Below are 24,904 nucleotides of genomic sequence, written 5' to 3' on the forward strand. Positions count from 1 at the left end.
AATAATTGCATGATTCCAAGATAATCCCATCGGGATTAAATATTTAAAGACAGCAAATAATAATTGCATGATTTCAAGATAATCCCATCGGGATTAAATGTTTAAAGACGGCAAATAAGAATTGCATGATTTCGATATAATCCCATCGGGATTAAATATTTAAAGACAGCAAATAATAATTGCATGGTTCCAAGATAATCCCATCGGGATTAAATATTTAAAGACGGCAAATAAGAATTGCATGGTTCCAAGATAATCCCATCGGGATTAAATATTTATAGCCGTTTAATATGGTTTGGATGGTGCGACCCAGTCGGGGTCGAATATGATTTTATCGGTTATTTAAGAAGATATTTTAATCTCAATTTTACATTTTATTCAATCCATTGAAACAAAAATTCTTCTTTGTAATCCACATTAAATTTTTCTAAAAATTCTTTATATTCCCTTTTGAATGTTTTCTTTTTGTGATGCTCTTTTTGATTAACAATATACTTTATAACGTTATCTAAGGCAGAATGGCTATATGAAAAAGCACCATAACCTTCTTGCCAAGCAAATAAACCTTCCACAAATTTCTTTTGCTTTATCATCTCATTAGATGATTTCTTGATTTCCCTAACCAGATCTGATAAACAACAATTTGGTTTCATGCCTATTAAGATATGAATATGGTCTGGCATGCCGTTTATAGCCAAAAGTTTTTGACCTTTATTTTGAACAATCCCTGTGATGTACTTGTATAATTCATCTTCCCAATCGGGTTTGATCAAACTATTTCTGGCCTTAACGGCAAAAACAATTTGAATATAAATTTGTGAAAACGTTCCTGCTGCCATAATTAATCTTTGAAAGAGTTTTAGTTATTAAAGAAAAACCTATTTCTCCAAAATAGATAGCTGCCCCAAAATATCGTTTTGTTTCACAAAATAATCACCATCTTCTTTTAGGGCTTTATAAACTTCATCAAACAAAAGCATATAATTCCCTTTCTCAGAGGGTAATAGTTCTTTTGAAACTTTTCCGTTTTTATCTATCGTGTAAAGCACCCCTTCTTGATTTTCTTCTTCGACCCCATATTTTGAATCTAAAGGCTTTATCCCTGCTAAAAGTTGGCTTTCTTGAACATCGGTCCTGTTTTTGATCAAGGTTCCATTTTCTCCATAAAAAATAAATGCAGGCTGTTGGTGCACCACCAGCATATTACAAGTTACAAACACGTTTAAACCATTTGGGTATTTAAGATGAGCTTGGGCATAATCATCAACTTCTGTTTCTTTGCGGTATTTGCCATAAGTTTTGATAAATTCTGATGGAATGCCAAACAATGCAATGGCCTGATCTACTATATGCGCCCCTAAATCGTAAAAAACACCAGAGCCCGGGACCTGATCTTCTTTAAAGGATTTTGCGCTTATCTCATTCCTGTATCTATCAAAGCGAATATGCGCTTCGCTAATTTTGCCAAGCTTCCCAGGCCCGATCACTTTTTGCACCGATAAGAAATCGCTATCGAACCTCCTGTTTTGAAAGGCCAAAACTTTTAATCCTTTTCTAAATCCTAAAGAAAAAAGCTCTTCGGCTTCTGTTTTGGTTACAGAGAAAGGTTTTTCTATCAATACGTTTTTGCCTGCGTTTATTGCCGCTTTTGCGTATTCATAATGTGTATAATTAGGCGTATTGATAATTACCAAGTCTAGGCGATCATCGTTTAAAAGTTGTTCAATTTCTTTGTAAATAGTAACGTTCGGATAATCCTTAACCGCTTCGTTCTTGCTTCTTTCTGTTATGGCGGCTAGCTCAAAACCTTCATGAGCATTAATAAATGGCGCATGGAATATTTTCCCCGACATTCCATAAGCCATTAAGCCAACTTTTATTTTTTTGTCCATACCTAAAGAACGCTAATTTTTTCAATATATGGGCTATTTGTTTTAGCTAAAGCGACCAATTTTTGCTGATGGCTTTTAGCCCAAGGCCTTAGAAACCTGCCAAATAAAAAAAGCCTGCGAGGGTTTAATCCGCAGACTTTAAAAATATTCTGTTAAATATTAATTGCCTCCAACACCGCCACCCGTTGCGCCACCATTCTGGTCTCCTTGTTTTAAATCATCATTGGTAACGCCACGTTTCTTAGTTGGCCCAGTTTTCAATTTACCAAACCTCCAGCTAAAGTTTATCCCAACAGAACGGAAAGGGATAGAGAAATTGGTGCTTTGTGAAAAAGTGGCACCCTTTAATTCTGAGCTGAAGTTTTTACGCTCGTTAAACGGATCGATAAGCGTTAAGCCAATGCTCCCTTTTTTCTCAAATAGTTCTTTTTTGAAACCCGTGATCCACATATTAAAGCCAGCGTTTTCTCCTTGGAAAGTCCTTCGTGGAGAGTTTAAGATCACAAAGCTCTCTATAATAAAGCCCTTGGGTAAATTTACCGAAGCGCTTACAAAAGCATTGTACAATAAATATATCTTATCGCTTTGTGTTGGATTTGGGTTTATGGAACTATTATCTACGTTAATGTTGTAAGAATTGATGTTTAGGTTGGTTCTTAAGGTTAATGGTTTTACGGGGTTAATCGAACCAAAAAAGTTAAAACCGAAAGAATTGTTGGAGCCAATATTATTGTAAGATTGTAATGAGATAGTACGGTTGTTTTCCATCACTGGCGTAACGATGCTCTCTATAATACCATTTGTTCTTCTATAAAATAATGAGGCGTTAATAATGGTTGTTTTAACAAACGTGGAATAGCCAATCTCAAAATTGTGCGAAATCTCTGGCTTTAAAGTTGGGTTTCCTTGAGATTGCTGTAAAGAGTCGGCAACGTTTCTAAAAGGATTAAGATAAAATAAACTAGGTCTTTGTATCCTTTTGTTATAGCTTAATTTTACGGTCTGAAAATGCTTAAAACTTCTGGATATTACCGCACTTGGGGCAAAAACACCATAATTATTGGCAAAATTTGGAGTTTGTGCCAATGTTGGGGCAGAGCTTCCGTTGATATCGGTATATTCATACCTTCCACCAATTTTAAAACCATATTTTTTTGCCAACGTAAAAGCAAAAGTAGAGTAAGCCGCGGCAACATCTTGGCTGTAACTATAAACGTTGTTTCTGCCAGCAATTGGGGTATAGGTATTATTTGACGGATTTATTTTATTGGCTCTAGAATCGCTGTTAATATCCCTAAAGATAGATTTTGCGCCAACTTCCCAAACCACTTTTTTAAAAGGTTGCGTATAATCGGCTTGGAAGGTTAACTCCTGGTTTAAACCATCGTTGGTAGCCACTTCATTTAAAGGATCGGTAGAAAAGTTGGTGGTATAATCATTATTGTTGTTTCCACGAGTGTACTGTGCGGCAATAGAATATTCTTGGCCTTCTTTTTTAAACTTATGGGTAAAATCGTTGTTCCAATCGTAATTGTTTGCGCTAAAATTATTGTTGGTGTTACGTACGTAACTGCTGATGTTGTTGCCTACCTGTGAAATGGCATCGTTAGCACCATCGGTACCAAAAGAAAAGCGACTGAATTTTAGGGTAGAACTAACCGAGTTATAAGTGTTAAAATCATAATCGATACCTACAGAGCCATTGCCAGACAAACGATCCGTTGTGTTATTCCCGCTTTGGGTATTTGAATAGCCGGCTCCGCTAGATTTAAAATCGATAATACTTTCTGCCGGCCAAGAATAGTACCCACCGGCATTGCTGCTAAACCCAAAACGCCCTTTTTTTATGTTCAAATTAAGGTTTGCATTGTTTTGCCTTGTCCCAATGGATGAGTTTATAGAGCCGCTAACGCCTTCCAAATTATTCTTTTTGGTAATGATGTTGATAATCCCGGACGTTCCTTCGGCATCATACTTTGCTGATGGCGATGTGATCACTTCCACATTTTTGATCTGGTCTGCGGGGATTGCTTTTAAGGCGTCGGCCATATTGCCAGCCATCACTCCAGATGGTTTTCCGTTGATCAAAACCTTCACATTAGAGCTTCCTCTTAAAGAAACATTACCATCATAATCTACAGAAAGCAACGGTACTTTTCTTAAAACATCCGTAGCATTTCCTCCCGCAGAGGTAACATCTTTCTCCGCGTTGTAAACGATCCTATCAATTTTATTTTCCACTACGGGGGTTTCTCCAACAACGGTAACTTCACCCAAAACTTTACTGTCTGGCACTAAAATAATATCGCCCAAATTAAAATCTAATTTGGCCGCAGTAGTGGTAACGGGATCAATTGTTTTTGGTTTATAACCGATGAAAGAAATAGTGACCCTATACTTCCCTGGTTTAATGTTATCAATCCTAAAACTTCCCTTGTCATCTGCTAAAGCACCACTAGTGGATTTTGTTTGCCCACTTCTTGATAGTGCAACAGTAGCATAATCTACAGGTCTTCTTGATATAGAATCAATCACGGTTCCGGTAATTTTTCCGGTGATAACAGATGCTGCGCCGGCACCGGGAAATTGGGCAAATGTAAGGTGGGCAGTGATCAGTAGTAATAGTATAAAAGATAAACGTTTCATCATTTTTGCATTTTTTTAATGAGATGTTAAAAACGCTGCAATGTTACGGTTAAGCAAAAAAATTATTGGTAACATCTGAGTTACGGATTCATTTTTTCAAATAAAAAAAGGCTCTAGGTTTTTTTAAAACTAAAGCCTTTAGATGGTAGCTATTGGTAAGCTTATTTAATCTCAAAAACTGCATTTATTTGAGCGGTAAGCTTAATTTTCTTAAAATCTATATCAGGCATTGCTTCATTTGCATCAGCAGATTTCATCATCATTTGAGTTCTATAAATTGGTTGGGGATAATTTTCTGATCCAGATTCTTGGATTTCTAATACCTGATAAATTTTATCACCAATTGATTCAGTTAAATATACGGCCTTATCCCTGGCTTGTTTTAAAGCTTTTATTTTTAGTTCCTTTTTTAACTCCTCGGCTTTAGAGTATTCATATTTTTCTACGTTGGTATAGGCAATTCCTTTGGGGTCTATGGCGGCTATAATTTGGTTTAACTTGTTCAAATCGCTCACTTTTATACTGTATTGTTTAGAAGCTAAAAAAGTTGGGTCTTTTTTCTTTTCCCAGTAATTGTTGTAAGCACTTACATTATTGATCATAAAATCTTGGTTTGGGATGCCTGCCGCAATCACTGCTTTTTGTAGTTGGTTTTCTAAATCATCAATGGTCACTTTTCTTTTACTATCCTTTAAATACTCTTTTAAAGAAATGCCTACATAAATAATGTCTGGCGTTACTTCCGTTTCTGCATTGCCCGTTACCGTAATCTTTTTTCGGGTATCAAGGTTGTTTTGTGCAAATGCACCAATGGTTGTAAATGCGATCAAAGCACTTAAAAATATACGTTTCATAATTTTTTTATTTGTTTGTTTATAAGATGTAATATTCATACCAATTCCATAAAACAGGTTAAAATTTACAGAAATATATTCATAAATAATTATTAATCAAACAGTTATTTATTTATGTTTTTGTTAACGATGGCAAAATTTAAGGCTAAATCTTCTTTATAAGCAGGGTAGCCTTCCTCAATAATAACTTGTGCTTTCTGCAGATCTTGCAGAGCCAGATCATAATCTTTGATCATCACTTTAACTTTAGATAACAAAATTAAAGACGCTATTTCTCCTTCTTTAAAATCGATTTTATTAGCCGTTGTATTAGCCTGTATAAAAAACCATTTGCTTTCTGTAAACCGTTTTGCCCTTAAATATATCTTCCCCAATTGTAAATAGCATGTAAATTGAGATTTTTGGCCCAACTTGCCGCTAATGGGCAAAGCATTTTTCAATATCAAATTTTCTGCTTTTTCAATTTCGTTTTTTGAGGTAGCGATTTTAGAAGCAAAAAGCAATTGGTCAAAGCTTTGTTTTGGCTTGTGCAAACCGTTTAAATAGTCGTTTGCATAGCTATTATATAAATCTGCGTTAGTTATATCATTTTTAAAATAGAACAAATACGCTAAATTGTACGCTAAAACAAAAGATTGAAAATTATTATTGAGCGGCAAACTTATTTCATAAGCTTGTTGAAAGTTAAGGATGGCCTCGTCAAATTTTTTGGCTTTTACTTTATAGATGGCCAAGCTTTCTAAGTAATTAGCTTTAGAAACAGCGCTAAAAAAAGAGCTTGTAAATACAGCGTCCTCAATTTTTTGTTGTTTTAAACCGCTTAGATAGATATTTAAGTTTAAACCGGTAAAATGTGTTTTAATAACATGGCTTATCGCAACAGAATCAAACTGGTCTATAAGCAAAAGATGATCGGGGTTATTGAGGTTGGGTTTTAAGACAATATTGTTTTTAGCCCATGCGTTCAACATCATCAAACCAGAAACCAAAAAACAAATATTTATTTTTCTCATTAAGAATTTATAATTTACAATATAGATAAACGCGAGCATTAAACGTGTGATTAATTGTTTTGTTGGGTAAGCCCAACCGTTTTCTTTGTTACATTTATAGCTTGATACCTATTAATAAAATATCAAAAATGGAAAAAAAGTTAAGCAGGCCCGTTAGGGTTTTGGTGGCAAAAGTTGGTTTAGACGGGCATGATAGGGGCGCAAAAATAATCGCAACATCTTTAAGGGATGCGGGTATGGAAGTAATTTATACAGGTTTGCGCCAAACCCCAGAAATGGTAGTTAATGCCGCTTTGCAAGAAGATGTGGATGCCATTGGCGTTTCCATCTTATCTGGCGCACACATGACGGTTTTCCCAAAAATAATGGCCCTTTTAAAAGAAAAAGGTTTAACCGATGTTTTGGTAACCGGCGGAGGGATAATCCCTGAGATTGATCAGCAAGGATTAACAAAATTGGGCGTAGGCAAGCTTTTTAACCCCGGTACGCCCACCGCAGAGATTGTTGCCTACATCAATGATTGGGCTTTCTATAACAGAAACTTTTAAACAATAAACCTTATGACATTCAATAACCTAATCATAGAAGCAAAAAACCGCATACTGTATGTTACAATTAACAGGGAGGCAAAACTTAACGCTTTAAATAAAGAGACTTTAAAAGAAATAAATTTAGCTATTAATAAGGCTAGAGCCGATGATGGGGTAAAAGGAATTATTATTACAGGAGCAGGGGAAAAAGCTTTTGTGGCAGGGGCCGATATTTCTGAGTTTTCTGCTTACAACACCGAAGAAGGAAAAAAGCTGGCCAAAGCTGGTCATCATGATGTTTTTGATTTGATCGAAAACTGCCCAAAACCTGTAATTGCGGCTATAAATGGTTTCGCTTTAGGCGGAGGATTAGAATTGGCGATGGCCTGCCATATCAGGATGGCTTCATCCAATGCAAAAATGGGCTTGCCAGAAGTAACTTTAGGCTTAATACCCGGTTACGGAGGTACCCAAAGGCTTCCTAATTTAGTAGGTAAGGGAAGAGCGATGGAGATGATCATGAGCGCAAACATGATCACCGCCGATCAAGCCTTGTCTTTTGGCTTGATCAACCAAGTTTTAGAAACCAAAGAAGAATTGATGAATGCGGCAAGCAAATTAATGGAGAATATTATCCAAAAATCACCAAACGCCCTAAAATCTGCCATCAAAGCCATCAACGCATCATCTAATCCTCAAAAAAACGGCTTTGAAATAGAGATCGAAGAGTTTTCCAATTGTTTTGGAACAGCCGATTTTAAGGAAGGCGTGAGCGCTTTTTTAGAGAAAAGAAAACCACGCTTTCATTAAACCAGATTTTAAGTTAAAAAAATTATACATTAATTAATTGTGTAGAATTTTTTTCCCAATTAAAATAAATTCATTTATATTCGCTTTAGAACTTTAACCTCCTGATGTATATCGGGATACTAAACGTATAGATGAAAAAAATATTAATCATTGATGATGAAGTAAACATCGGATTATTGCTTTCAAAATTCTTATCAAGAAATGGCTTTGAAGTTAAAACCGCTACATCTGGTGCTACCGCCTTTGAAATACTTACTACAGAAAGTTTTAATTTGGTGCTTTGCGATTTTAGGCTAGAAGACACCGATGGTAGGGAAGTTCTAAAGAAGATCAAACTCAATTATCCCCGCACTGGCGTAATTATCATTACCGGGTATTCTGATATAAAATTAGCGGTAGAGCTTATAAAAATGGGAGCTTATGATTACATTACCAAACCGCTATATCCCGATGAGATCTTAAATACCATCAAAAAAGCCATTGATACCCAGCAGGCATTAAACGAAGAATTAGATAAGCCAAAATCTTTGGCAGAAGCTTTAAAAAACAAAGAATTAGGTTCAGAAGCTTTTAAGCAAGAAGAGTATGTGGTTGGGCAAAGCGGCCCTGCAAAAGAGCTCATTAGGCAAATAGATTTAGTTGCCCCAACTGGTTACAGCGTTATTTTAATCGGCGAAAGCGGTACAGGGAAAGAATCTGTTGCCAAGAGCATACACCTAAAAAGCCCAAGAAAAGACAAACCTTTTGTTGCTATGGATTGCGGTTCACTGACCAAAGAATTGGCCGGATCGGAGTTTTTTGGGCATGAGAAAGGATCGTTTACGGGTGCCCTTTACACTAAAATAGGTCATTTTGAGATGGCAAATGGCGGCACTTTGTTTTTGGATGAAGTTGGGAACCTTTCTTATGAAATACAAGCCGCACTTTTAAGAACCGTACAAGAAAGAAAAGTAAAGCGTATAGGTTCTACCAAAGAAATTGATCTAGACGTAAGAATTATAGTGGCAACCAATGAAAACCTAATTGATGCCATTTCTAAAGGGAAATTTAGAGAAGACCTTTACCACCGGTTTAACGAATTTGGTATTTATATGCCGCCGCTTAGGGAAAGAGGCAAAGATATCATGGTTTTTGCCGAGTATTTTTTACTATCTGCCAATAAAGAATTGAATAAAGACGTAAAAAGTTTTTCGCCAGAAGTAGAAGAAAGCTTTTTAACCTACCCTTGGCCCGGTAACGTGAGGGAATTAAAAAACGTATTGCGAAGAGCGGTTTTGTTAACAGAGGGAGATATGGTACAAACCAAGGCGCTACCTTTAGAAATATCTACCCATTCTAAGGTTTCGGCTTTTGAGAACGCCATTGAAACGGTAAGCGCAACAGCCGTAAAAGAAAAAAGGATAGACCTAAAAAATGCGGCTTTAGAAGCAGAGTATGAAACCATTCTCAAGGTTTTAAAAGAGGTAAATTTTAATAAAACCAAAGCGGCACAGATTCTAAATATCGATAGAAAAACGCTTTATAACAAAATGAAGGCAATTAACCTAGAGTAACTTAAACTTAAAAATGTGGCTATAAGCAGCATATCCCTAAAGAAAGAACAAAATGGCCTCAACATCCCTATGGGTTATTTTTGGGCTATTTTTCTAATTTGCATCTCGCCAACCGTAATGTCTATGCTAGGGGTAGAACTTAGCTACAATGGTTTCAGGATTTTAAGCTTCTCAAAAATAACAGAGGGCGTATCTACACAGCTTATCTTAGGACGTACTTTTTCTACCATTTGGATTATTTTTAGCATAGCCGTTGGTGTTTTTACCTGTATTTTAACATTGATAGATTTCAGCGTTAAAAAAGATATAGCAGCACCAATTATAGGGCTTTGTATGCTTTGCATCTCTATTTTTGATATGTTTCATTTGCTCATCATATTGGGTGTTGTAAGTACCAACCTAGATCTAGATGCCGCCATTTACATTACCTGGTTTGTGAGTAGGATCCTTAGCATATTGCTCCTAATTATAGCTACCTATATCATACTTAATTTAAAAGAAAAGCACCTAAATAGCGATAGGCAAAAAACAGCCTTTGTAAAATTCATAGGGATCTCGTTCTGCATAATCTCAATAGTAGCGATGTTCTTTGTGCTAACGCTCAAAAGCCTACCTACGGTTTTTATTGATAGAGAGGCGTTTTTTACCCATCCTTTAGAGGTTATCAGTATAATAGGATATTTGTTTTGGGGCGGATATTTAATGCCCAAAGTTTTAAGAACCTTTGATGGCGTATTTTTTAAAATGCTTATCCTAAGTATGATACCCGCCATTTTTGCAGATGTCCACATGGCGGTGTTCTATAAGAATTTTGACATCGAATATAATTTCGCTCAATTTTTACGCCTATTTGCCTATATCATTCCTTTAATTGGCATCAGTTTAAATTATTCGCGAAACATTGCCAAGCAGCACCAAATGAACCTTATTTTAGATAATGAAATAAAAGCGAAAGAAAAAATACAACAAGATTTAGAAAGAAGACAAAACCTGCTGCAAAATGCCGAAAAACTAGCCAATATGGGCAGTTGGGAGCTAGACGTTAAAACTAAAGAAATCAATTTTTCTGATGCTTTGTATAAGATTTTTGGCTACATGCCCAACTCCATAACCCCAGATCTAGACCTGATGTACAATATGATTATCCCCGAATACAGAGCCGGGTATAAAAATATGCTAGAAGAGGCCATTACCAAACAAACAAATTTTAATACAGAATACCAAGTTTTATGGGTTAACGGACAAAGAAGATATATTTTGGCGCAATGCCGTTATATCCAATCAGATAAAAAAATTATAGGCACCTGTTTAGATATTACAGAACTTAAGGAAACCACACAAAAATTATCGCAAAACGAAGCCTTACTAAAGGAAGCAGAGTCTATTGCGCACAACGGAAGTTTTGAATGGTTTAACGGGGTAGATCACTTTTTTTGGTCAGAAGAGTTATTTAGGATCCATGGCTATAAACCCAACTCCATAGAGATAACCTTAAATTTTTATGAGAAATTGATTCATAATGATGATAAGGAAAGGTGCTTGCAAATGGTTACCAGTATAATGGAAACAAAAAAGGACTTTGCAACAGAGTATAGGATAATAAGACCAGATAAATCTATAAGATACGTGTATTTAACTGCAAAAGTAATAGTTAATGAGCAAAACCAGATAGTTAAGATATTGGGAAACCTACAAGACATAACAGAGTTAAAAAACGCCGCCATATTATTAGAAAAAACAGAGAGTATTTATAAAACCATTGCAGGTAATGTGCCAGATTCTGTTGTATTAATGTTTGATGCAAGCCATAAATTAATTCTTTTTGATGGTCCAATTATCAAAGACGTAAGGTTTAAAAATGAATTAACACAAGGGATGCACATTAGTGAGCTTTTCCCCGATGAAGAATTTGAAAACAATAAAAGCATATTAGAAAAGGCATTTAGGGGAGAAGAAATTCAACTAGAAAAAGACTTCCAAGATGAAAAAACTTTTATGATAGATTTTAAACCCGTTAAAAATATATCGGGGGATATTTTTAACGTAATGGTGGTTATGCATGATATTACAGAAATAAAGAACGTACAAAAAAGCTTAGAATCTAAAGTAGAGGAATTAAATAGCTCTAACCAAGATCTAGAACAGTTTGCATATGTTGCTTCGCATGATCTGCAAGAACCATTAAGAAAAATCAGGGCTTTTGGCGAACGTTTGCAAAATAAATTCACAGATAACATAAGCCCAGAGGGGCTAGATTATGTAAAGAGGATGCAAAACGCATCAGAAAGAATGCAAACGCTGATCGATGATTTACTTACCTTTTCTAGGGTTACCAGAACAGACGAGGTTTATGTGAAGGTTGATTTACATCACCAGCTGCAAAAAATCATCGAAGATTTAGAATATACCATAGAAAAGAAAAATGCAACCATAGATCTAATGGTAAACCATACTATAGATGCAATCCCAAGCCAGATAAGACAGCTTTTTCAAAATATCTTAAGCAATGCCATTAAATTTACCAAAGAAGGGGTTGCGCCTTTGGTAGAAATAAAATCTGAGATATTGAGAGGTGAAGTGCTTGATGTTAAGGGTTTAGAGCAAAATAAAGACTACTGCCTTATTACCTTTAAGGATAACGGGATTGGGTTTGATCAACAATATGCCGATAAAATTTTTGAGCTTTTCCAAAGATTACATACAAGAGACGAATACCAAGGGACGGGGATTGGGCTGGCAGTTTGTAAAAAGATAGTTGATAAGCACAACGGAGGGATTACGGTAGGCAGTAAACAAAACGAAGGGACAATATTCACTATAATTTTACCCCTAAAACAATAAAGCGATAATGGAAAAGATCTTTTGGATAGCCGATGATGACCCAGACGATAGGATGATCATTAGAGAAGCATTTGAAGAAAATGATGGTGATCAAACTTTGCTTTTTTTTGAAGATGGCGAAATGGTAATGGCACAATTTAAAGAGCGCCTAGATTTTAGGCATTACCCTTCTTTATTGATTTTGGATCTAAACATGCCAAAAATAAACGGGTTAGAACTGTTAGGCTTGATCAAGAACGATGCAAATACCAAACATATTCCCGTTGTGATATTATCTACCTCAAAAAACAAACAAGACAAAGAAAAGGGGATGAATTTAGGGGCTGATGATTTTATAACCAAGCCTTTCAGTTTTGAACAAATGATAAACATAACAAAAGGTTTAATAGAAAAATATGGCTAATATGAAAACTTACAAAGTATTATTAGTTGATGATGACGAGGATGATTATATCTTAACAAAAGATATTTTTAATGAAATCCCACAGAGAGAAAATTATAAACTGAGCTGGATAAATAATTACGAAGAGGCAATTAACGCCATGTTAAAAAGCCATTACGATATTTATTTGGTAGATTATAGGTTGGGAAAGCACACAGGCATAGATCTATTGAACGAAGCCATCAAATCTAATGTTGATGAGCCCATCATCATCTTAACGGGTAAAGGAGACTCTAAAGTTGATGAAGATGCGTTAGAAACCGGTGCGGCAGATTATCTAGTAAAAGACCAAATTGATCCCTATACTATTGAAAGGGCAATAAGATATGCGGTTAAGCATAAATCAACTTTAAAGGCATTAAGAGATAGCGAAAAAAAATTCAGGATAATTTTTGAAAGATCAAAGGAACCCTTTTTGATCGTTGATTCTTTAGGTGCGATAAAAGACATGAATACTGCAGGGCTAAGTTTCTTTGGTCTATCTAAAGACGAGATGCTTGCCATAAACAGCAACAACCTATTTAACAATAAACAAGACGGGGTAAGGTTTTCAGAAATAATGGATGCCAAAGGTGCCGTAAATGATTTTGAAACAGAGCTTAAAAGCAACAATAATTCTTTAAGAAAAGTGTCTATTTCTGCTTTTTTACAGATAGATCAACACGCAACAGAAGAATTATATTATTTAATCGTTCATGATATTACAGATCTAAAAAAGTTAGAAAAAGAATATATAACTGCCGAAAAGGCCGCATTAACGGAAAGGATCGCTAAAAGTTTGGCCAACAAAATCACCAATCCTCTATCAAACATAAACTTATCAATAGAACAGTTAAAGCAAGAGATAGGTACAGAAAACCAAGATTTTAACACCTATCTAGATATTATCAACAGTAATTTCGACCGTATCAACCTATTGATTACAGATTTTATAAACTCCACACAATCAATAGCTTTAAACATACAGCCCAAATCTTTAAACATCCTTTTAGATGAAAGTATAGAACATTTAGAAAATGAATTAAAGCAGAACCATACCATCGTAAATAAAAACTACAACCAAACAGATTTATTTATAGATGTTGATTATGATAAAATGGTAAACACTTTTTACCAGATAATGGATAACGCAATCGCTGCAAACGCAAAAACAATAGACATTCAAATCCTTGAAGATAACGGGAATGCAATTATCAGTATAAAAGATAACGGCGAAGGCATAGAAGCCTATTACCAAGAAAAGGTTTTTGAGCCATTTTTCTCTACCAAGCAAAAAAACCTAGGCTTAGGTTTAACCAACGCTCAAAAGAACATTTCTAATCATAAAGGAAATATTACCTTTGAAAGCCAAAAACAAGAAGGCACAACGTTTAAAATCTCTTTACCGCTTGCAAAGCAGGCGCAATTATGGGAATAATAAAAACTTTGTGCTTTATTGCGAAATAAAAATAACTTTGCATTAAAAATTATCATAATGAATAAAATTTTAAATTTATTATCTGTTGGTCTATTGGCTTCATCTGTTGCTGTGGCCCAAGATATGCCCGCAAAAGCGAAAACTTTTGGAGGCAGGGATCAATACAAAACAATTTCTATAGGTGTAAATGCTGGTGCATTGGCCCCAGTGGTTTTAACCGGCGGCTCTAATGATTACACAAATTGGGATGCCAATTTTGGGTACGGCGTTTCTTTAAGAAAACAGTTGGGCCATGTTTTTGGTCTTCAATTAAACGGCATATTTGGCGATGTTGAAGGAAACAACAATGATGCCCCTGGCCAAGCGGTAGATGGCTATAAATCTTTTAAAACCAAAATTGCTTATGGCGTAAACCTTGCCGGCGTTTTAAATTTGGGTTCTATCAATTTCCTTAAAAAAGAAAACGTAATCAATTTTACTGCAACAGCAGGTTACGGATTGTTGGCTTATGCACCTAGCTATGTTGTAAAAACATCTGGTGCAGATGCAACCATAGATTGGAAAGGAAAAGCAACAGCTGGAGACGATTATATAAAGGAAGCATACATTCCTGTAGGAGTAGGCGCTAAATTTAAAGTTACAGAGTGCATCAGTTTTAACATCAATTATTTGATGAACTATATAGATGGCGATAATTTTGATGCTAAATATGGTAAACCAAATTCTAAGGATAAGTTTTCTTATTCTTCTGTTGGATTAGAGTTCTCTTTGGGTGCAAAATCAAAACCAGATCTTACTTGGGCAAACCCAGTTTCTACTATGTATGATGAGCTAAAGGATAATTCTTTAAAAGATGATGTTAAAAAACTAAAGGCTAGGACCACAAAAGTAGAGAACGATGTACAAGACATGAAAAAAGATAGCGATGGCGATGGCGTTGCCGATCATTTAGATAAATGTCCTGATACTCCGAAAGATAAAAAAGTAGATGGTGCAGGTTGCCCTGTATTTGTGATAGAGAAATAATTGATCCTAAAGATATATTTTCAAAACCTCGCTCTTGCAAGCGGGGTTTTTTAGTTTTGTGCTTTAACGTAAGCTAAAATAGTTGCGCTTATTTTTGAGCAAACTCCATAACCCAAGATTTATAATTATTTTTATCAGAACAAGATTTTTGGGCGTTTTAACAAGCCTGCCCTAACAAGCGGGCTTTTGCTTTTACCTCTTTTTTGTCTTATTCTTTTACTGCGCTAACGTTTTGAAAATTTGTGCAGAAATGGCATTGCTTGCAGAACCGATGTCGCACCGTACTGAACTAAATAATTAACGAAAAACCTGAGTTGAACCGCCGTCAGCCATTTTTGTGCAAATTTGCTGTTACCTACCGTTGTTATAGTATTATCGCAAATTGATTATAGCTTCTTAAAATATTAACATCAAATCTACCTTTTGTCAGAACATAATTTGTTGTCGTAGTCAAATTCATTTCTAAGCGACCCGAAACGATATACGGATGAAGAATTGGATTATTTGGTGAGCCGTCACCATAAGTTATGTTGTTTATTTCACTTACTTTTCCAAAGGTGATGTTTCCAACACTATTTCCTGTTTTTTTATATCCATAAGAATCTGAAAAGCCACCATAATTTATATTGCCGTCCAAATTATAGCTCTTACCGTTCAATTTAAGCAAGTCGTTGTCAGTTGCGATTCTAATATTTTTAAGTACTATAAATATTGTTCTTGGTTGTTGATATTGTAAACGGCTGTCTTTATAGCCACCATTTAGCAAAACAACTATGGAATCGCCATTTGGATAACTGAAAAGTTGCAAAGGTCGGGCAGTAGAAAAAAGTCCAATTCTAGAGCTAATCCACGATTTGTTATTAATTAGCATACCACCTGCGTTCAGTCCTTGCTCTGAATAAGCGGGTAGTTCTGGGTTTTCTGTGTCAGGTCTAACCGATGCTTTTTTACAAGACACTAAAGCTACAATTGTCAATATTATAAGTAAAAGATTAGTTTTCATTTATTGTTTATTTCACAGAAATTTAAAGTATATGATTCTTGCTTTACAATGGCAGGTAACACTAATATTATTGATGATCAATTATTAAAATTGAATCACAAAAAAAAACCGCTTTGTGCTGAGCTGAGTCGATTGTAATGCTGGAGCGGAGTCGGATGTCATGCTGAGCGGAGTCGGATGTCATGCTGAGCGGAGTCGGATGTCATGCTGAGCGGAGTCGAAGCATAAAGCCCAACGCCCCTTCGACTTCGCTCAGGGTGACATTCCCTTCGACTTCGCTCAGGGTGACATTCCCTTCGACTTCGCTCAGGGCGACATTCCCTTCGACTTCGCTGAGGGCAACGCCCCCTTGTTGGAGGATATATTTAATTCTTAACGTTATTTATATTGGTATGAAATAAATATTTACCCCTCCTGCTGGAATGACAAAAAAAAAGATGCCTCTTCAATCGTTAACCGCTCTTCTATAGCAAGAAAACAGTAATTTGAGTACAATAGTTAACTAATTATCGAACTCAGATAAGCAAAGATACTTGCTTGATTTGCTTCTCTCAAAAAAAGTTCTCAATATAAATTGAATGGGCATTTCTGCAAAATTTAGTAATGCCCATTCAATTTACAATGCTGCCCTTAGCATTAGTGCACCAACGGTAACATTGGTCCTGCTATCGATAATGATCGCACCACCATTTCTTTTGTTGGTTTCATAAGGGTCAAAAGCTAGTTCATCGGCAGTTTTAATCTCTACCCTACCAATATCGTTTAAACCAAAAGTATCGGCATTTATTTTTTCTAATGTGTTGATGTTTACTTTATACAAAACCTCTTTGATTTTGCAACGAGTAACCTTGCTTTGGTGTTGGATTAAATAAGTAGCTGATGTATCTAATTCCCTTGTGTCCATCCAACAAATATCGGCCTCAATTTGATTAGAAACTAAAGGAGAACGTTCAATTTCCCCAATAATATCACCTCTACTGATATCTATTTCATCTTCTAAATGCAAGGTAATGGATTTTCCTTCTTCGGCAATCTGTAAATCGCCGTCAAAGGTTTCTAATCTTTCTATTTTGGATTTATTACCAGAAGGGAATATTTTAACTTCTTCGCCAATCCTAAAAGCACCGCTCAAAACCCTTCCCGCATAACCACGATAATCATGCAGATCATCTGTTTGCGGCCTCACAACCCATTGTACCGCCATTCTTGCGGGCAAAAGATTGTCAACTTCATGCACAGGAACGGTTTCTAAATGTGCTAACAAACTTTTTCCTTTATACCAAGGCATCTGGGCAGAGTCATTCACAATATTATCTCCTCTTAAAGCACTTACAGGAATAAAAGTAACCTCATGGATGCCCAATTTGGTGGCCAATTCATGGTAATCGGCATGGATTTTCTCAAAAACCTCTTCGCTATAATCTACCATATCCATCTTGTTTACGCAAACAACCACGTGTTCTAAGGCCAATAAAGAAACCAAATAAGAATGGCGGATCGTTTGTTCTATTACACCTTTTCGGGCATCAATCAAAATGATAGCTAAATCTGCATTTGAAGCACCGGTAACCATATTTCTGGTGTATTGGATATGCCCCGGGGTATCGGCAATGATAAACTTTCTCTTCTCTGTTTGGAAATATTTATAGGCTACATCTATGGTTATCCCTTGCTCACGTTCTGCTTTCAATCCATCCGTTAAAATGGCCAGATCTACCGTCCCGTCATCGTTTTTTCTGTTAGATTTTTGGATAGCTTCCAGCTGATCTGCCAAAACAGAATCCGTATCATATAAGAGCCTACCAATCAAGGTGCTTTTACCATCATCCACACTTCCTGCGGTTAAAAATTTTAATATATCCATTAAAAATATCCTCCTTTCTTACGGTCTTCCATGGCTGCCTCAGAAACCTTATCGTCCATTCTGGCACCACGCTCACTTATTTTTGATTGTGAAATCTCTAATATAATATCGTCAATCTCTGTTTTTTCTGATTCTACGGCGGCAGTACAAGTCATATCGCCAACCGTACGAAAACGCACACTTTTATTATAGATTTTATCATCGGCATCCATATTTAAAAACTCATGTGCTGCCATCCAAACGCCATTACGCTCAATCACATCACGCTTATGCGAATAATAAATAGAAGGGATTTCTATGTTTTCTCTTTTGATATAGTTCCAAACATCAAGTTCTGTCCAGTTGCTTATCGGGAAAACCCTTACGTTTTCTCCTTTGTGTATTTTTCCGTTAAAAGTATTCCAAAGCTCTGGCCTTTGGCGTTTTGGATCCCATTGGCCAAACTCATCACGTACAGAAAAAATCCGTTCTTTGGCCCTTGCCTTTTCCTCATCCCTTCTTGCGCCGCCAATACAAGCGTCAAATTGGTTTTTCTCTATGGTTTCTAAAAGCGTAACGGTTTGTAGGGCATTTCTACTTGCATTTTTACCTTTTTGCTCTATCGCCCGGCCGCTATCGATTGCATCCTGCACATGGCCAACAATCAGTTTTTCACCGATTCTTTTCACCATCCTATCCCTAAACTCAATTACTTCAGGGAAATTATGCCCGGTATCTACATGTACCAAAGGGAAAGGGAATTTACCCGGGCGGAAAGCCTTTTCTGCCAATCTTACCAAGGTAATAGAATCTTTTCCTCCAGAAAATAGCAAAGCAGGCTTTTCAAACTGCCCTGCTACCTCCCTTAAAATCGCTATGGCTTCCGCCTCTAGTTGATCTAAATAATCCATTTTTTTTAGATATGAGTATTGAGATGTGAGATATGAGACTTGCTTTGTACTAAAAATAAATTCATGCTCTACTCAAAATTTTTCTTAATTATAAATGTGCTTTCGGCTTTAAGCCTTCAGCTTTTCGCTTTGTTATGGTTTAAAAACCTCCTCATTTGTGGTAACATCGTGTAAACCACATTCTTTTTTGCTGGCATCTTCCCACCACCAACGCCCGGCCCTAAAATCTTCGCCCGGTTGTACCGCCCTTGTGCAAGGTTGGCATCCAATACTAGGGAAACCTTTATCATGCAGCGGGTTGTAAGGGACATTATTTTCTTTCACATAAGTTTTTACATCATCTAAACTCCAATTAAAAATAGGGTGCACTTTTATCAATTGATGTGCCTCATCCCATTCTACCCAATCCATATCTTCCCGGTTTGCAGATTGGTCTGCTCTTATCCCTGTAATCCAAACTTTTTGGTTTTGCAAAGCCCTGTTTAAAGGCTCAACTTTTCTAATTCCACAACATTCTTTTCTATTTTCTACCGATTCATAAAAACTGCTTGGCCCTTTTTTAGTTACCATTGCCTCTAGTTTTTCCTTATCGGGATAAAAAGCGTAAATAGGCTTTTGATATTTTTCTAAAGTGCGGTTCCAAGTATAGTAGGTTTCCGTAAACAATCTTCCGGTTTCTAAGGTAAAAACTTTAATGTTTAAATCTTGGGTAAAAATCATATCAGAAAGTACTTGATCTTCCCACCCAAAACTTGTAGAAAAGATTAAACCCTCTGCAAAGTTTTGCGCAAGAAATGCCAATACCTCTTGTGGAGATTTTCCTTTAACTGCTTCCTTTATTTCTTGTGTTTTCATTATTCTATTTTTTTGGGGCGTTTTAACGGGCTATCCGCTCATACTGCACAAGCCCTTATTCACAGGCCGGTATCCGCTGCTATCCCTAACGCAAAACCTTTCAATGTTTTATTTGAACACTATCCGCATAATCACCAACCACATTTGTTTTATTACAAAGCCAATAAAAACATCCCAATACTTCGCAAACTTACTAAAATCACAATTATACTTACGGCAACCATAATGGTTTTAGCCGATAATTTATTGGAAACCCTTGCCGCAATTGGCGATGCAACAGCACTACCGATTACCAAGCCCGCCACGGCATACCAACGCAAACCATTTAGCATGGTTACAAAAGTAAGCGAGCTCATCAAGGCAATAAAAAAACGGCTCAATTTTACGGTGCCCAAAGAATATCTAGCATTTCTACCGCCCGCAATCAATGAAGAAAGCACAATAGAGCCCCAGCCACCGCCACCAACTGCATCTATAAACCCTCCGGTAAAACCTAAACCACCCACATTTTTGATTTTCTTTTTAGCAACCTTATCTTTCTGTTTTAAAACACCAGATTTCTTTAGAATAACAATGCCTAAGATCAAAGTGTAAACAGAGATCAATGGTTTTGTATAATGGGCATAATGCTCTAGATTAGACAATAATAAAGCCCCTAAAACAGCCCCTATTATACCATAAACCAATAATAACCGTAATAATTTTTTATTGATATTGCCCATACGGTAGTGCATAAAACCGGCAATACCATTACTTAATATCTCAGAAATATGAACGGCGGTACTTGCCGAGGCCGGCGGAATACCCATTGATAATGAAAATGTGGTGGAGGTTACACCATAAGACATCCCAATTGCGCCATCGATCATCGCAAAAACAAAACCCGCACCTAAGAACCAATAAAATTGTGGGTTTATACCTTCTATATAATTTCTAAAGATGGGCTCTTGTTGCCATATCGCATAAATGATTACTGCGGTAAAAGTTACCACAAAACCCCAAATCATATAGCTTAAAGCAGTAGGTGATAATTTCCTTTCGCTTTCTTTTTCTGATACTAAGCTTGCCGTTGCTTGGTTTAAGGCTTTTACTTTATCGCTAAAATCGCCTTTAAGGGTTAATCTTAATTTATTGATCTGCGTTAAGGTATCATCGATTTCATCGGGGATGTTTTCGTTTAGAACTTCTTTGATACGTTTAGCAACGGTTGGCGATTTGCCATTGGTAGAAATAGCGATCTTTAGGTTTCCTTTCTTTACGATAGAGCCTAAATAGAAATCACAAAGCTCTGGGGTATCGGCTACGTTTAGAAGCAAGCCTTTTTCTTTCGCAATTTTTCTGATGTACTCGTGAAGCTCTCTGTTATCGGTGGCCAAAATCACCAATTCTACGTCATTTAAGTCTTCGTCTTTAAATTTTCGCTCTATGATCTTAACAGATGGATGGTTGATTACCAGATTTTTCAGCTCGGGTAAAAACCTATCAGCAACAACGGTAACGTTTGCCTTTGGAGAGTTGCCTAATAAAGCACTCAGTTTTTCGAGACCAACGTTGCCGCCCCCCACCAATAAAGTGTGGAAATTTTGCAGCTTCAAGAAAACGGGAAACAATTCGTTTCCGTTGCCTTCTTCTACGTTCTGGTTTTTTTTATTCTGCGTCAACAAACTCATAAGAAGCCACAATAGGCTGAAACAATGGATGTAAACTTACCACTTCTCCGATAACTATAACAGCGGGAGCAGCAATTTTTTTCTCCTCAATTTGTTCTACAATGGTGTTCATCACGCCAATTGCCGCTTTTTCTTGGGGAGTAGAGCCATTTTGGATGATTGCGATAGGCAACCTACCTAAGCCATTGCTTTTATAAACCGCCACTATTTCTTTAATTTTATTTACGCCCATCAAAATTACAACGGTTGCCTTGGTTTTTACCGCAGCTTGAAGATCGTTAGAGATTTCGCCGTTTGCTTTTGTACCGGTAATTACCCAAAAACTTTCGCTTAAACCACGGTGAGTTAAAGGTATTCCTTGCAAGGCAGGGACAGAAATAGAACTGGAAATGCCGGGAATTACCTCTGTTTGGATATTGTAAGAATGGGCAAAATCAATCTCTTCGTAACCTCTGCCAAAAACGAAGGGATCGCCACCCTTCAGACGTACAACATATCCGTACCTTAAAGCGCTATCCACCAAAAGTTGGTTAATTTCTTCTTGTTTTAAAGAATGTTGCCCCGCTCTTTTGCCCACAAATATTTTGATGGCATTTTCTGGCACCATTTCTAACAATGCTTCGTTTACCAAAGCATCATATAACACAACTTCGGCCTTAGCCAAAGCTTTAGCCCCTTTTATGCTGATCAATTCGGCATCACCGGGGCCTGCGCCAATTAAGGTTATTTTAGGTTCTAATACCATTTCTTATACTAATTCTGGGTTTGGCCTAAATGCTTTTACCTTGGTTAAAAAATCTTTTGTTTCTGCCAAATAAGCTTCGGCGAAAGCCAAAGAAGGCTCTGTTTTATTGATCTGTAATACCAAATCAGAAAAACTTTTGATATTAAATTCTGAAGCGAAATGTTGATCAAAAGCATTGATAACGCCAATCTGCGTACTTTGATTTATGCCTTTATCCAATAATAAGGCTTTTGCCCCGCTGATCATGGTATTGTAGGCGTTATAAATAGCATCGGCGTAAGCTTTGTTTTCAAAAGCTTCTAATGCCCAACCATATTTTTCTTCTGTCTCGAAAATTAAAGTTGCCACTAGATCGATCATTACGCCGGCACATTCGCCAACTCCAATGGCCCGCACAAACTCTTCTCTTTGCCCCCAATCAATAAACTCGTCATCAATTACGTTTTCTTGATCGGCTAAAGGCTTTAATAATTGATAAAAATAATCTTTGCCCAATTCATCGTAATAGTTTAAAAAGCTGGTGTAAAAAGATTGCTTTTCGATATAATCATCTAAAACCGTTCTTAAAACCTGGGGCGCCCTTTTTGAGGGTACCTTGATGATTTTATCGGCTGCTCTTCCTTCTCCGTTACCGGTTGATCCGCCGCCTAAAAGCACTTGTACCGTTGGCATTATTTTACCGTTAACCTTCATAGAGCTTCCGTGGAAACCGATCTGAGCTATACCGTGTTGGCCACAACTATTCATGCAGCCACTAATTTTTATTTTGATTTCTTTGTTGTGAACAAACTCTGCGTACTCTGCATAAATCACGGCTTCTAAAACCCTAGAAAGCTCCATTGAATTAGATATGCCCAGATTACAGGTATCGGTTCCTGGGCAGGTTGTAACATCGGCAACGCTATTATGCCCCGCTTCTGATAAGCCTAGCTCGTCTAATGCTAAATATAATGCGGTTAAGTTTTCTTTTCTGGCATATTTAAGCAGTAGGCCTTGGTTTATGGTTACACGCATTTCATCGCCAACCAAATGGCTAACCGCTTTTACAAATTTTCTTGCGGTTGCGGTTGGCATATCACCGGTTTTAGCTTTTATGAAAACCCCGTAAAAGCCTTTTTGCTTTTGCTCAAAAACATTTGTTGCCAACCAAACTTCATAGGCTAATTGTTTTGAAACGGGTATTTTAGCTTCCTCAATTAAAGCATCCGGAATTTTTGGCGTATCAACTGTGTTTCTATCTATTTTAAAGGTTTTTACTTTGCCCGCAACTAATTCTTGCTTCGCCATTTCTAAAAACTCGTTAAAACCAACTTTATTCAATAAGAACTTTAAACGGGCTTTATTTCTGTTGGTGCGCTCGCCATGGCGATCAAAAACCCTCAAAACAGATTCGGCGAATGGGATGATCAAATCTTCATGCAAAAATTCATATACCATTTGCCCTATGTAAGGCTGGGCACCTAAACTGCCGCCCAAAACCACTTTAAAACCCCTTGCTTCTTTACCGTTTTCTATTTTAACTTTAGGGATAAAGCCAATATCGTTGATAAAAGAATAGGCACTATCTTCGTCACTGGCAGAAAAACCAAATTTGAACTTACGCCCCATCTCTTGGCAGATAGGGTTTCTTAAAAAGTATTTAAAAAAGCCTTGTGCATACGGAGAAACATCAAATGGCTCGTTTGGATCGATGCCAGCGGTAGCCGATGAAGTAACATTTCTTACCGTATTACCGCAGGCTTCACGCGTGGTAACTTCATCTTCTGCAAGTTTTGCCCACAATTCTGGTGTGCGATCTAAACTTACGTAATGTATCTGAATATCTTGCCGGGTAGTAAAATGAAGGTTAGAGGAGGCATATTCATCAGAAACGTCTGCAATTTTTAACAATTGTTTAAATGTTACTTTACCAAAGGGTATTTTTATACGCACCATCTGTACACCCGGTTGGCGTTGGCCGTAGATACCCCTGGCTAATCTTAAGCTCCTGAATTTTTCATCGTGGATTTTACCTTCTCTAAAAGCCTTTATTTTTCTTTCTAGATCAATAATCTCTTTTTCTACGATCGGATTTTCTAATTCTGTTCTAAAACTTTGCATAATTTTTTAATAAAAAAACCCCTTCTAATATTTTGAAGGGGCTTAATTAACACAAAAAATAAATTTATTTTGGTGCAACACTCCCCGCATTATCTTTGTTCCGCTGCATACGGCAACGGTTATTAATCTTACCTTGAAATGAAAACAACAATCTCATAGGGCAAATATATATAAAGTCTATGTATTTAGTAGATTTTATTTTAAAAAATTGTTTTTACCCCCAATTAGGTTCTTTTCTAAAATGAAAAATGGAGATAATTAATATAGTTGAGTTTTTTTCATCAACTTTAAAATGAATTGCGAAAGGGAAAACATTTAGATTAGCCATCCTAATATTTTCATATCTGATTTGATAATTTCTATGGCTTTTAGAAATTTTATAAACCGTAGATTTTATTTCTGATTGAAACTTTTCTCCTAGATTTTCTTTTTGTTTATTATACCAAGCTTTAGCTTCTTTTGCATCTAAAAGAGAATTTTGAGAAAAAATTATTTTCAAGTTATTATTCATTATTTGCAAGAAGTTCAAAAAAATCTTTTTCTGAAATTGCTGATTCAGGGTTATTTTTCAAAAATTCTATTCTTCTCAAAGTTTCTTCTTTTTGCCATTCTGGTACAGAATCTTGAATAACCTCAATTGCATCAACTTTTAATAAATCTTTTATCAATTCTGATGCGTAATCTTTTTTGATTTTGATGTGATAAATTAAATCTTCCATGGTTTTTTTATTAAAACTAAGAATTAAAATTGGT

The 24,904-nt window shown here is 36.4% G+C and carries 20 protein-coding genes and 1 pseudogene; 7 read left to right on the forward strand and 14 right to left on the reverse strand.

The annotated features are described in order from the left end of the window. Nucleotides 1–374: 374 nt before the first annotated feature. The 5 genes from tnpA to I5M32_RS03190 form a co-directional block, all read right to left on the reverse strand. Nucleotides 375–839 (reverse strand): IS200/IS605 family transposase, encoded by a 465-nt coding sequence (tnpA, locus tag I5M32_RS03170; protein ID WP_200584733.1) that lies wholly within the window; start codon nucleotides 837–839, stop codon nucleotides 375–377. A gap of 39 nt (nucleotides 840–878) precedes the next feature. Beyond that, a complete protein-coding gene (locus tag I5M32_RS03175) occupies nucleotides 879–1,892 on the reverse strand; it encodes a Gfo/Idh/MocA family protein (protein WP_200584734.1) in 1,014 nt (337 codons plus the stop codon). A gap of 159 nt (nucleotides 1,893–2,051) precedes the next feature. After that, entirely contained in the window at nucleotides 2,052–4,541 is a 2,490-nt protein-coding gene (locus tag I5M32_RS03180) for a TonB-dependent receptor (protein ID WP_234461843.1), read from the reverse strand. A 158-nt stretch (nucleotides 4,542–4,699) separates the two neighbouring features. Beyond that, a complete protein-coding gene (locus tag I5M32_RS03185; protein WP_200584735.1) occupies nucleotides 4,700–5,392 on the reverse strand; it encodes an SIMPL domain-containing protein in 693 nt (230 codons plus the stop codon). A 104-nt stretch (nucleotides 5,393–5,496) separates the two neighbouring features. Further along, a complete protein-coding gene (locus I5M32_RS03190; protein ID WP_200584736.1) occupies nucleotides 5,497–6,405 on the reverse strand; it encodes a hypothetical protein in 909 nt (302 codons plus the stop codon). Nucleotides 6,406–6,533: 128 nt separating this feature from the next. On the opposite strand from I5M32_RS03190, the gene I5M32_RS03195 reads away from it, so the two are divergent. From I5M32_RS03195 to I5M32_RS16910, 7 genes are all read left to right on the forward strand, one after another. Next, nucleotides 6,534–6,953: a cobalamin B12-binding domain-containing protein gene (locus I5M32_RS03195; RefSeq protein WP_200584737.1), complete on the forward strand. Its 420-nt coding sequence runs from the start codon at nucleotides 6,534–6,536 to the stop codon at nucleotides 6,951–6,953. A gap of 12 nt (nucleotides 6,954–6,965) precedes the next feature. Next, a complete protein-coding gene (locus tag I5M32_RS03200; RefSeq protein ID WP_200584738.1) occupies nucleotides 6,966–7,745 on the forward strand; it encodes an enoyl-CoA hydratase/isomerase family protein in 780 nt (259 codons plus the stop codon). Between the two features lie 131 nt (nucleotides 7,746–7,876). Further along, the gene (locus I5M32_RS03205; RefSeq protein ID WP_200584739.1) at nucleotides 7,877–9,298 is read left to right on the forward strand and encodes a sigma-54-dependent transcriptional regulator; all 1,422 of its coding nucleotides are present in this window, start codon (nucleotides 7,877–7,879) and stop codon (nucleotides 9,296–9,298) included. Nucleotides 9,299–9,313: 15 nt separating this feature from the next. Then, complete coding sequence (locus I5M32_RS16640; protein WP_200584740.1) at nucleotides 9,314–12,139, forward strand: PAS domain-containing protein; 2,826 nt, start codon at nucleotides 9,314–9,316, stop codon at nucleotides 12,137–12,139. A gap of 7 nt (nucleotides 12,140–12,146) precedes the next feature. Further along, nucleotides 12,147–12,542, forward strand: a complete 396-nt coding sequence (locus I5M32_RS03215) for a response regulator (RefSeq protein WP_200584741.1) — start codon at nucleotides 12,147–12,149, stop codon at nucleotides 12,540–12,542. Between the two features lies 1 nt (nucleotide 12,543). Continuing rightward, complete coding sequence (locus I5M32_RS03220) at nucleotides 12,544–13,998, forward strand: hybrid sensor histidine kinase/response regulator (RefSeq protein ID WP_200584742.1); 1,455 nt, start codon at nucleotides 12,544–12,546, stop codon at nucleotides 13,996–13,998. Nucleotides 13,999–14,055: 57 nt separating this feature from the next. Then, nucleotides 14,056–15,024 (forward strand): hypothetical protein, encoded by a 969-nt coding sequence (locus I5M32_RS16910; protein ID WP_200584743.1) that lies wholly within the window; start codon nucleotides 14,056–14,058, stop codon nucleotides 15,022–15,024. A 364-nt stretch (nucleotides 15,025–15,388) separates the two neighbouring features. On the opposite strand, the gene I5M32_RS03230 is transcribed toward I5M32_RS16910, so the two are convergent. The 9 genes and pseudogenes from I5M32_RS03230 to I5M32_RS03270 all read right to left on the reverse strand — a co-directional run bounded on the left by I5M32_RS03230 (nucleotide 15,389) and on the right by I5M32_RS03270 (nucleotide 24,870). Next, nucleotides 15,389–16,027: a hypothetical protein gene (locus tag I5M32_RS03230; RefSeq protein WP_200584744.1), complete on the reverse strand. Its 639-nt coding sequence runs from the start codon at nucleotides 16,025–16,027 to the stop codon at nucleotides 15,389–15,391. 616 nt (nucleotides 16,028–16,643) lie between these two features. Beyond that, the gene (locus I5M32_RS03235; protein ID WP_200584745.1) at nucleotides 16,644–17,891 is read right to left on the reverse strand and encodes a sulfate adenylyltransferase subunit 1; all 1,248 of its coding nucleotides are present in this window, start codon (nucleotides 17,889–17,891) and stop codon (nucleotides 16,644–16,646) included. Next, nucleotides 17,891–18,781: a sulfate adenylyltransferase subunit CysD gene (gene cysD / locus I5M32_RS03240; RefSeq protein ID WP_200584746.1), complete on the reverse strand. Its 891-nt coding sequence runs from the start codon at nucleotides 18,779–18,781 to the stop codon at nucleotides 17,891–17,893. The genes I5M32_RS03235 and cysD overlap by 1 nt, the downstream gene beginning before the upstream one ends. 132 nt (nucleotides 18,782–18,913) lie before the next feature. Continuing rightward, nucleotides 18,914–19,642: pseudogene (locus tag I5M32_RS03245) on the reverse strand (phosphoadenylyl-sulfate reductase); the annotation flags it as partial. Between the two features lie 146 nt (nucleotides 19,643–19,788). Next, nucleotides 19,789–21,306, reverse strand: coding sequence for a TSUP family transporter (locus I5M32_RS03250; RefSeq protein WP_200584747.1), 1,518 nt, complete (start codon nucleotides 21,304–21,306; stop codon nucleotides 19,789–19,791). Continuing rightward, on the reverse strand, nucleotides 21,284–22,051 hold the full coding sequence (cobA, locus tag I5M32_RS03255) for a uroporphyrinogen-III C-methyltransferase (protein ID WP_200584748.1): 768 nt from the start codon (nucleotides 22,049–22,051) through the stop codon (nucleotides 21,284–21,286). The genes I5M32_RS03250 and cobA overlap by 23 nt, the downstream gene beginning before the upstream one ends. 3 nt (nucleotides 22,052–22,054) lie before the next feature. Beyond that, the gene (locus tag I5M32_RS03260; RefSeq protein WP_200584749.1) at nucleotides 22,055–24,151 is read right to left on the reverse strand and encodes a HEPN domain-containing protein; all 2,097 of its coding nucleotides are present in this window, start codon (nucleotides 24,149–24,151) and stop codon (nucleotides 22,055–22,057) included. 214 nt (nucleotides 24,152–24,365) lie between these two features. Beyond that, nucleotides 24,366–24,650, reverse strand: coding sequence for a hypothetical protein (locus I5M32_RS03265; protein WP_200584750.1), 285 nt, complete (start codon nucleotides 24,648–24,650; stop codon nucleotides 24,366–24,368). A gap of 4 nt (nucleotides 24,651–24,654) precedes the next feature. Beyond that, a complete protein-coding gene (locus I5M32_RS03270) occupies nucleotides 24,655–24,870 on the reverse strand; it encodes a hypothetical protein (protein WP_200584751.1) in 216 nt (71 codons plus the stop codon). Nucleotides 24,871–24,904: the final 34 nt, after the last annotated feature.

The organism is Pedobacter segetis (assembly GCF_016623585.1).
In the GTDB taxonomy this organism is placed as follows: domain Bacteria; phylum Bacteroidota; class Bacteroidia; order Sphingobacteriales; family Sphingobacteriaceae; genus Pseudopedobacter; species Pseudopedobacter segetis.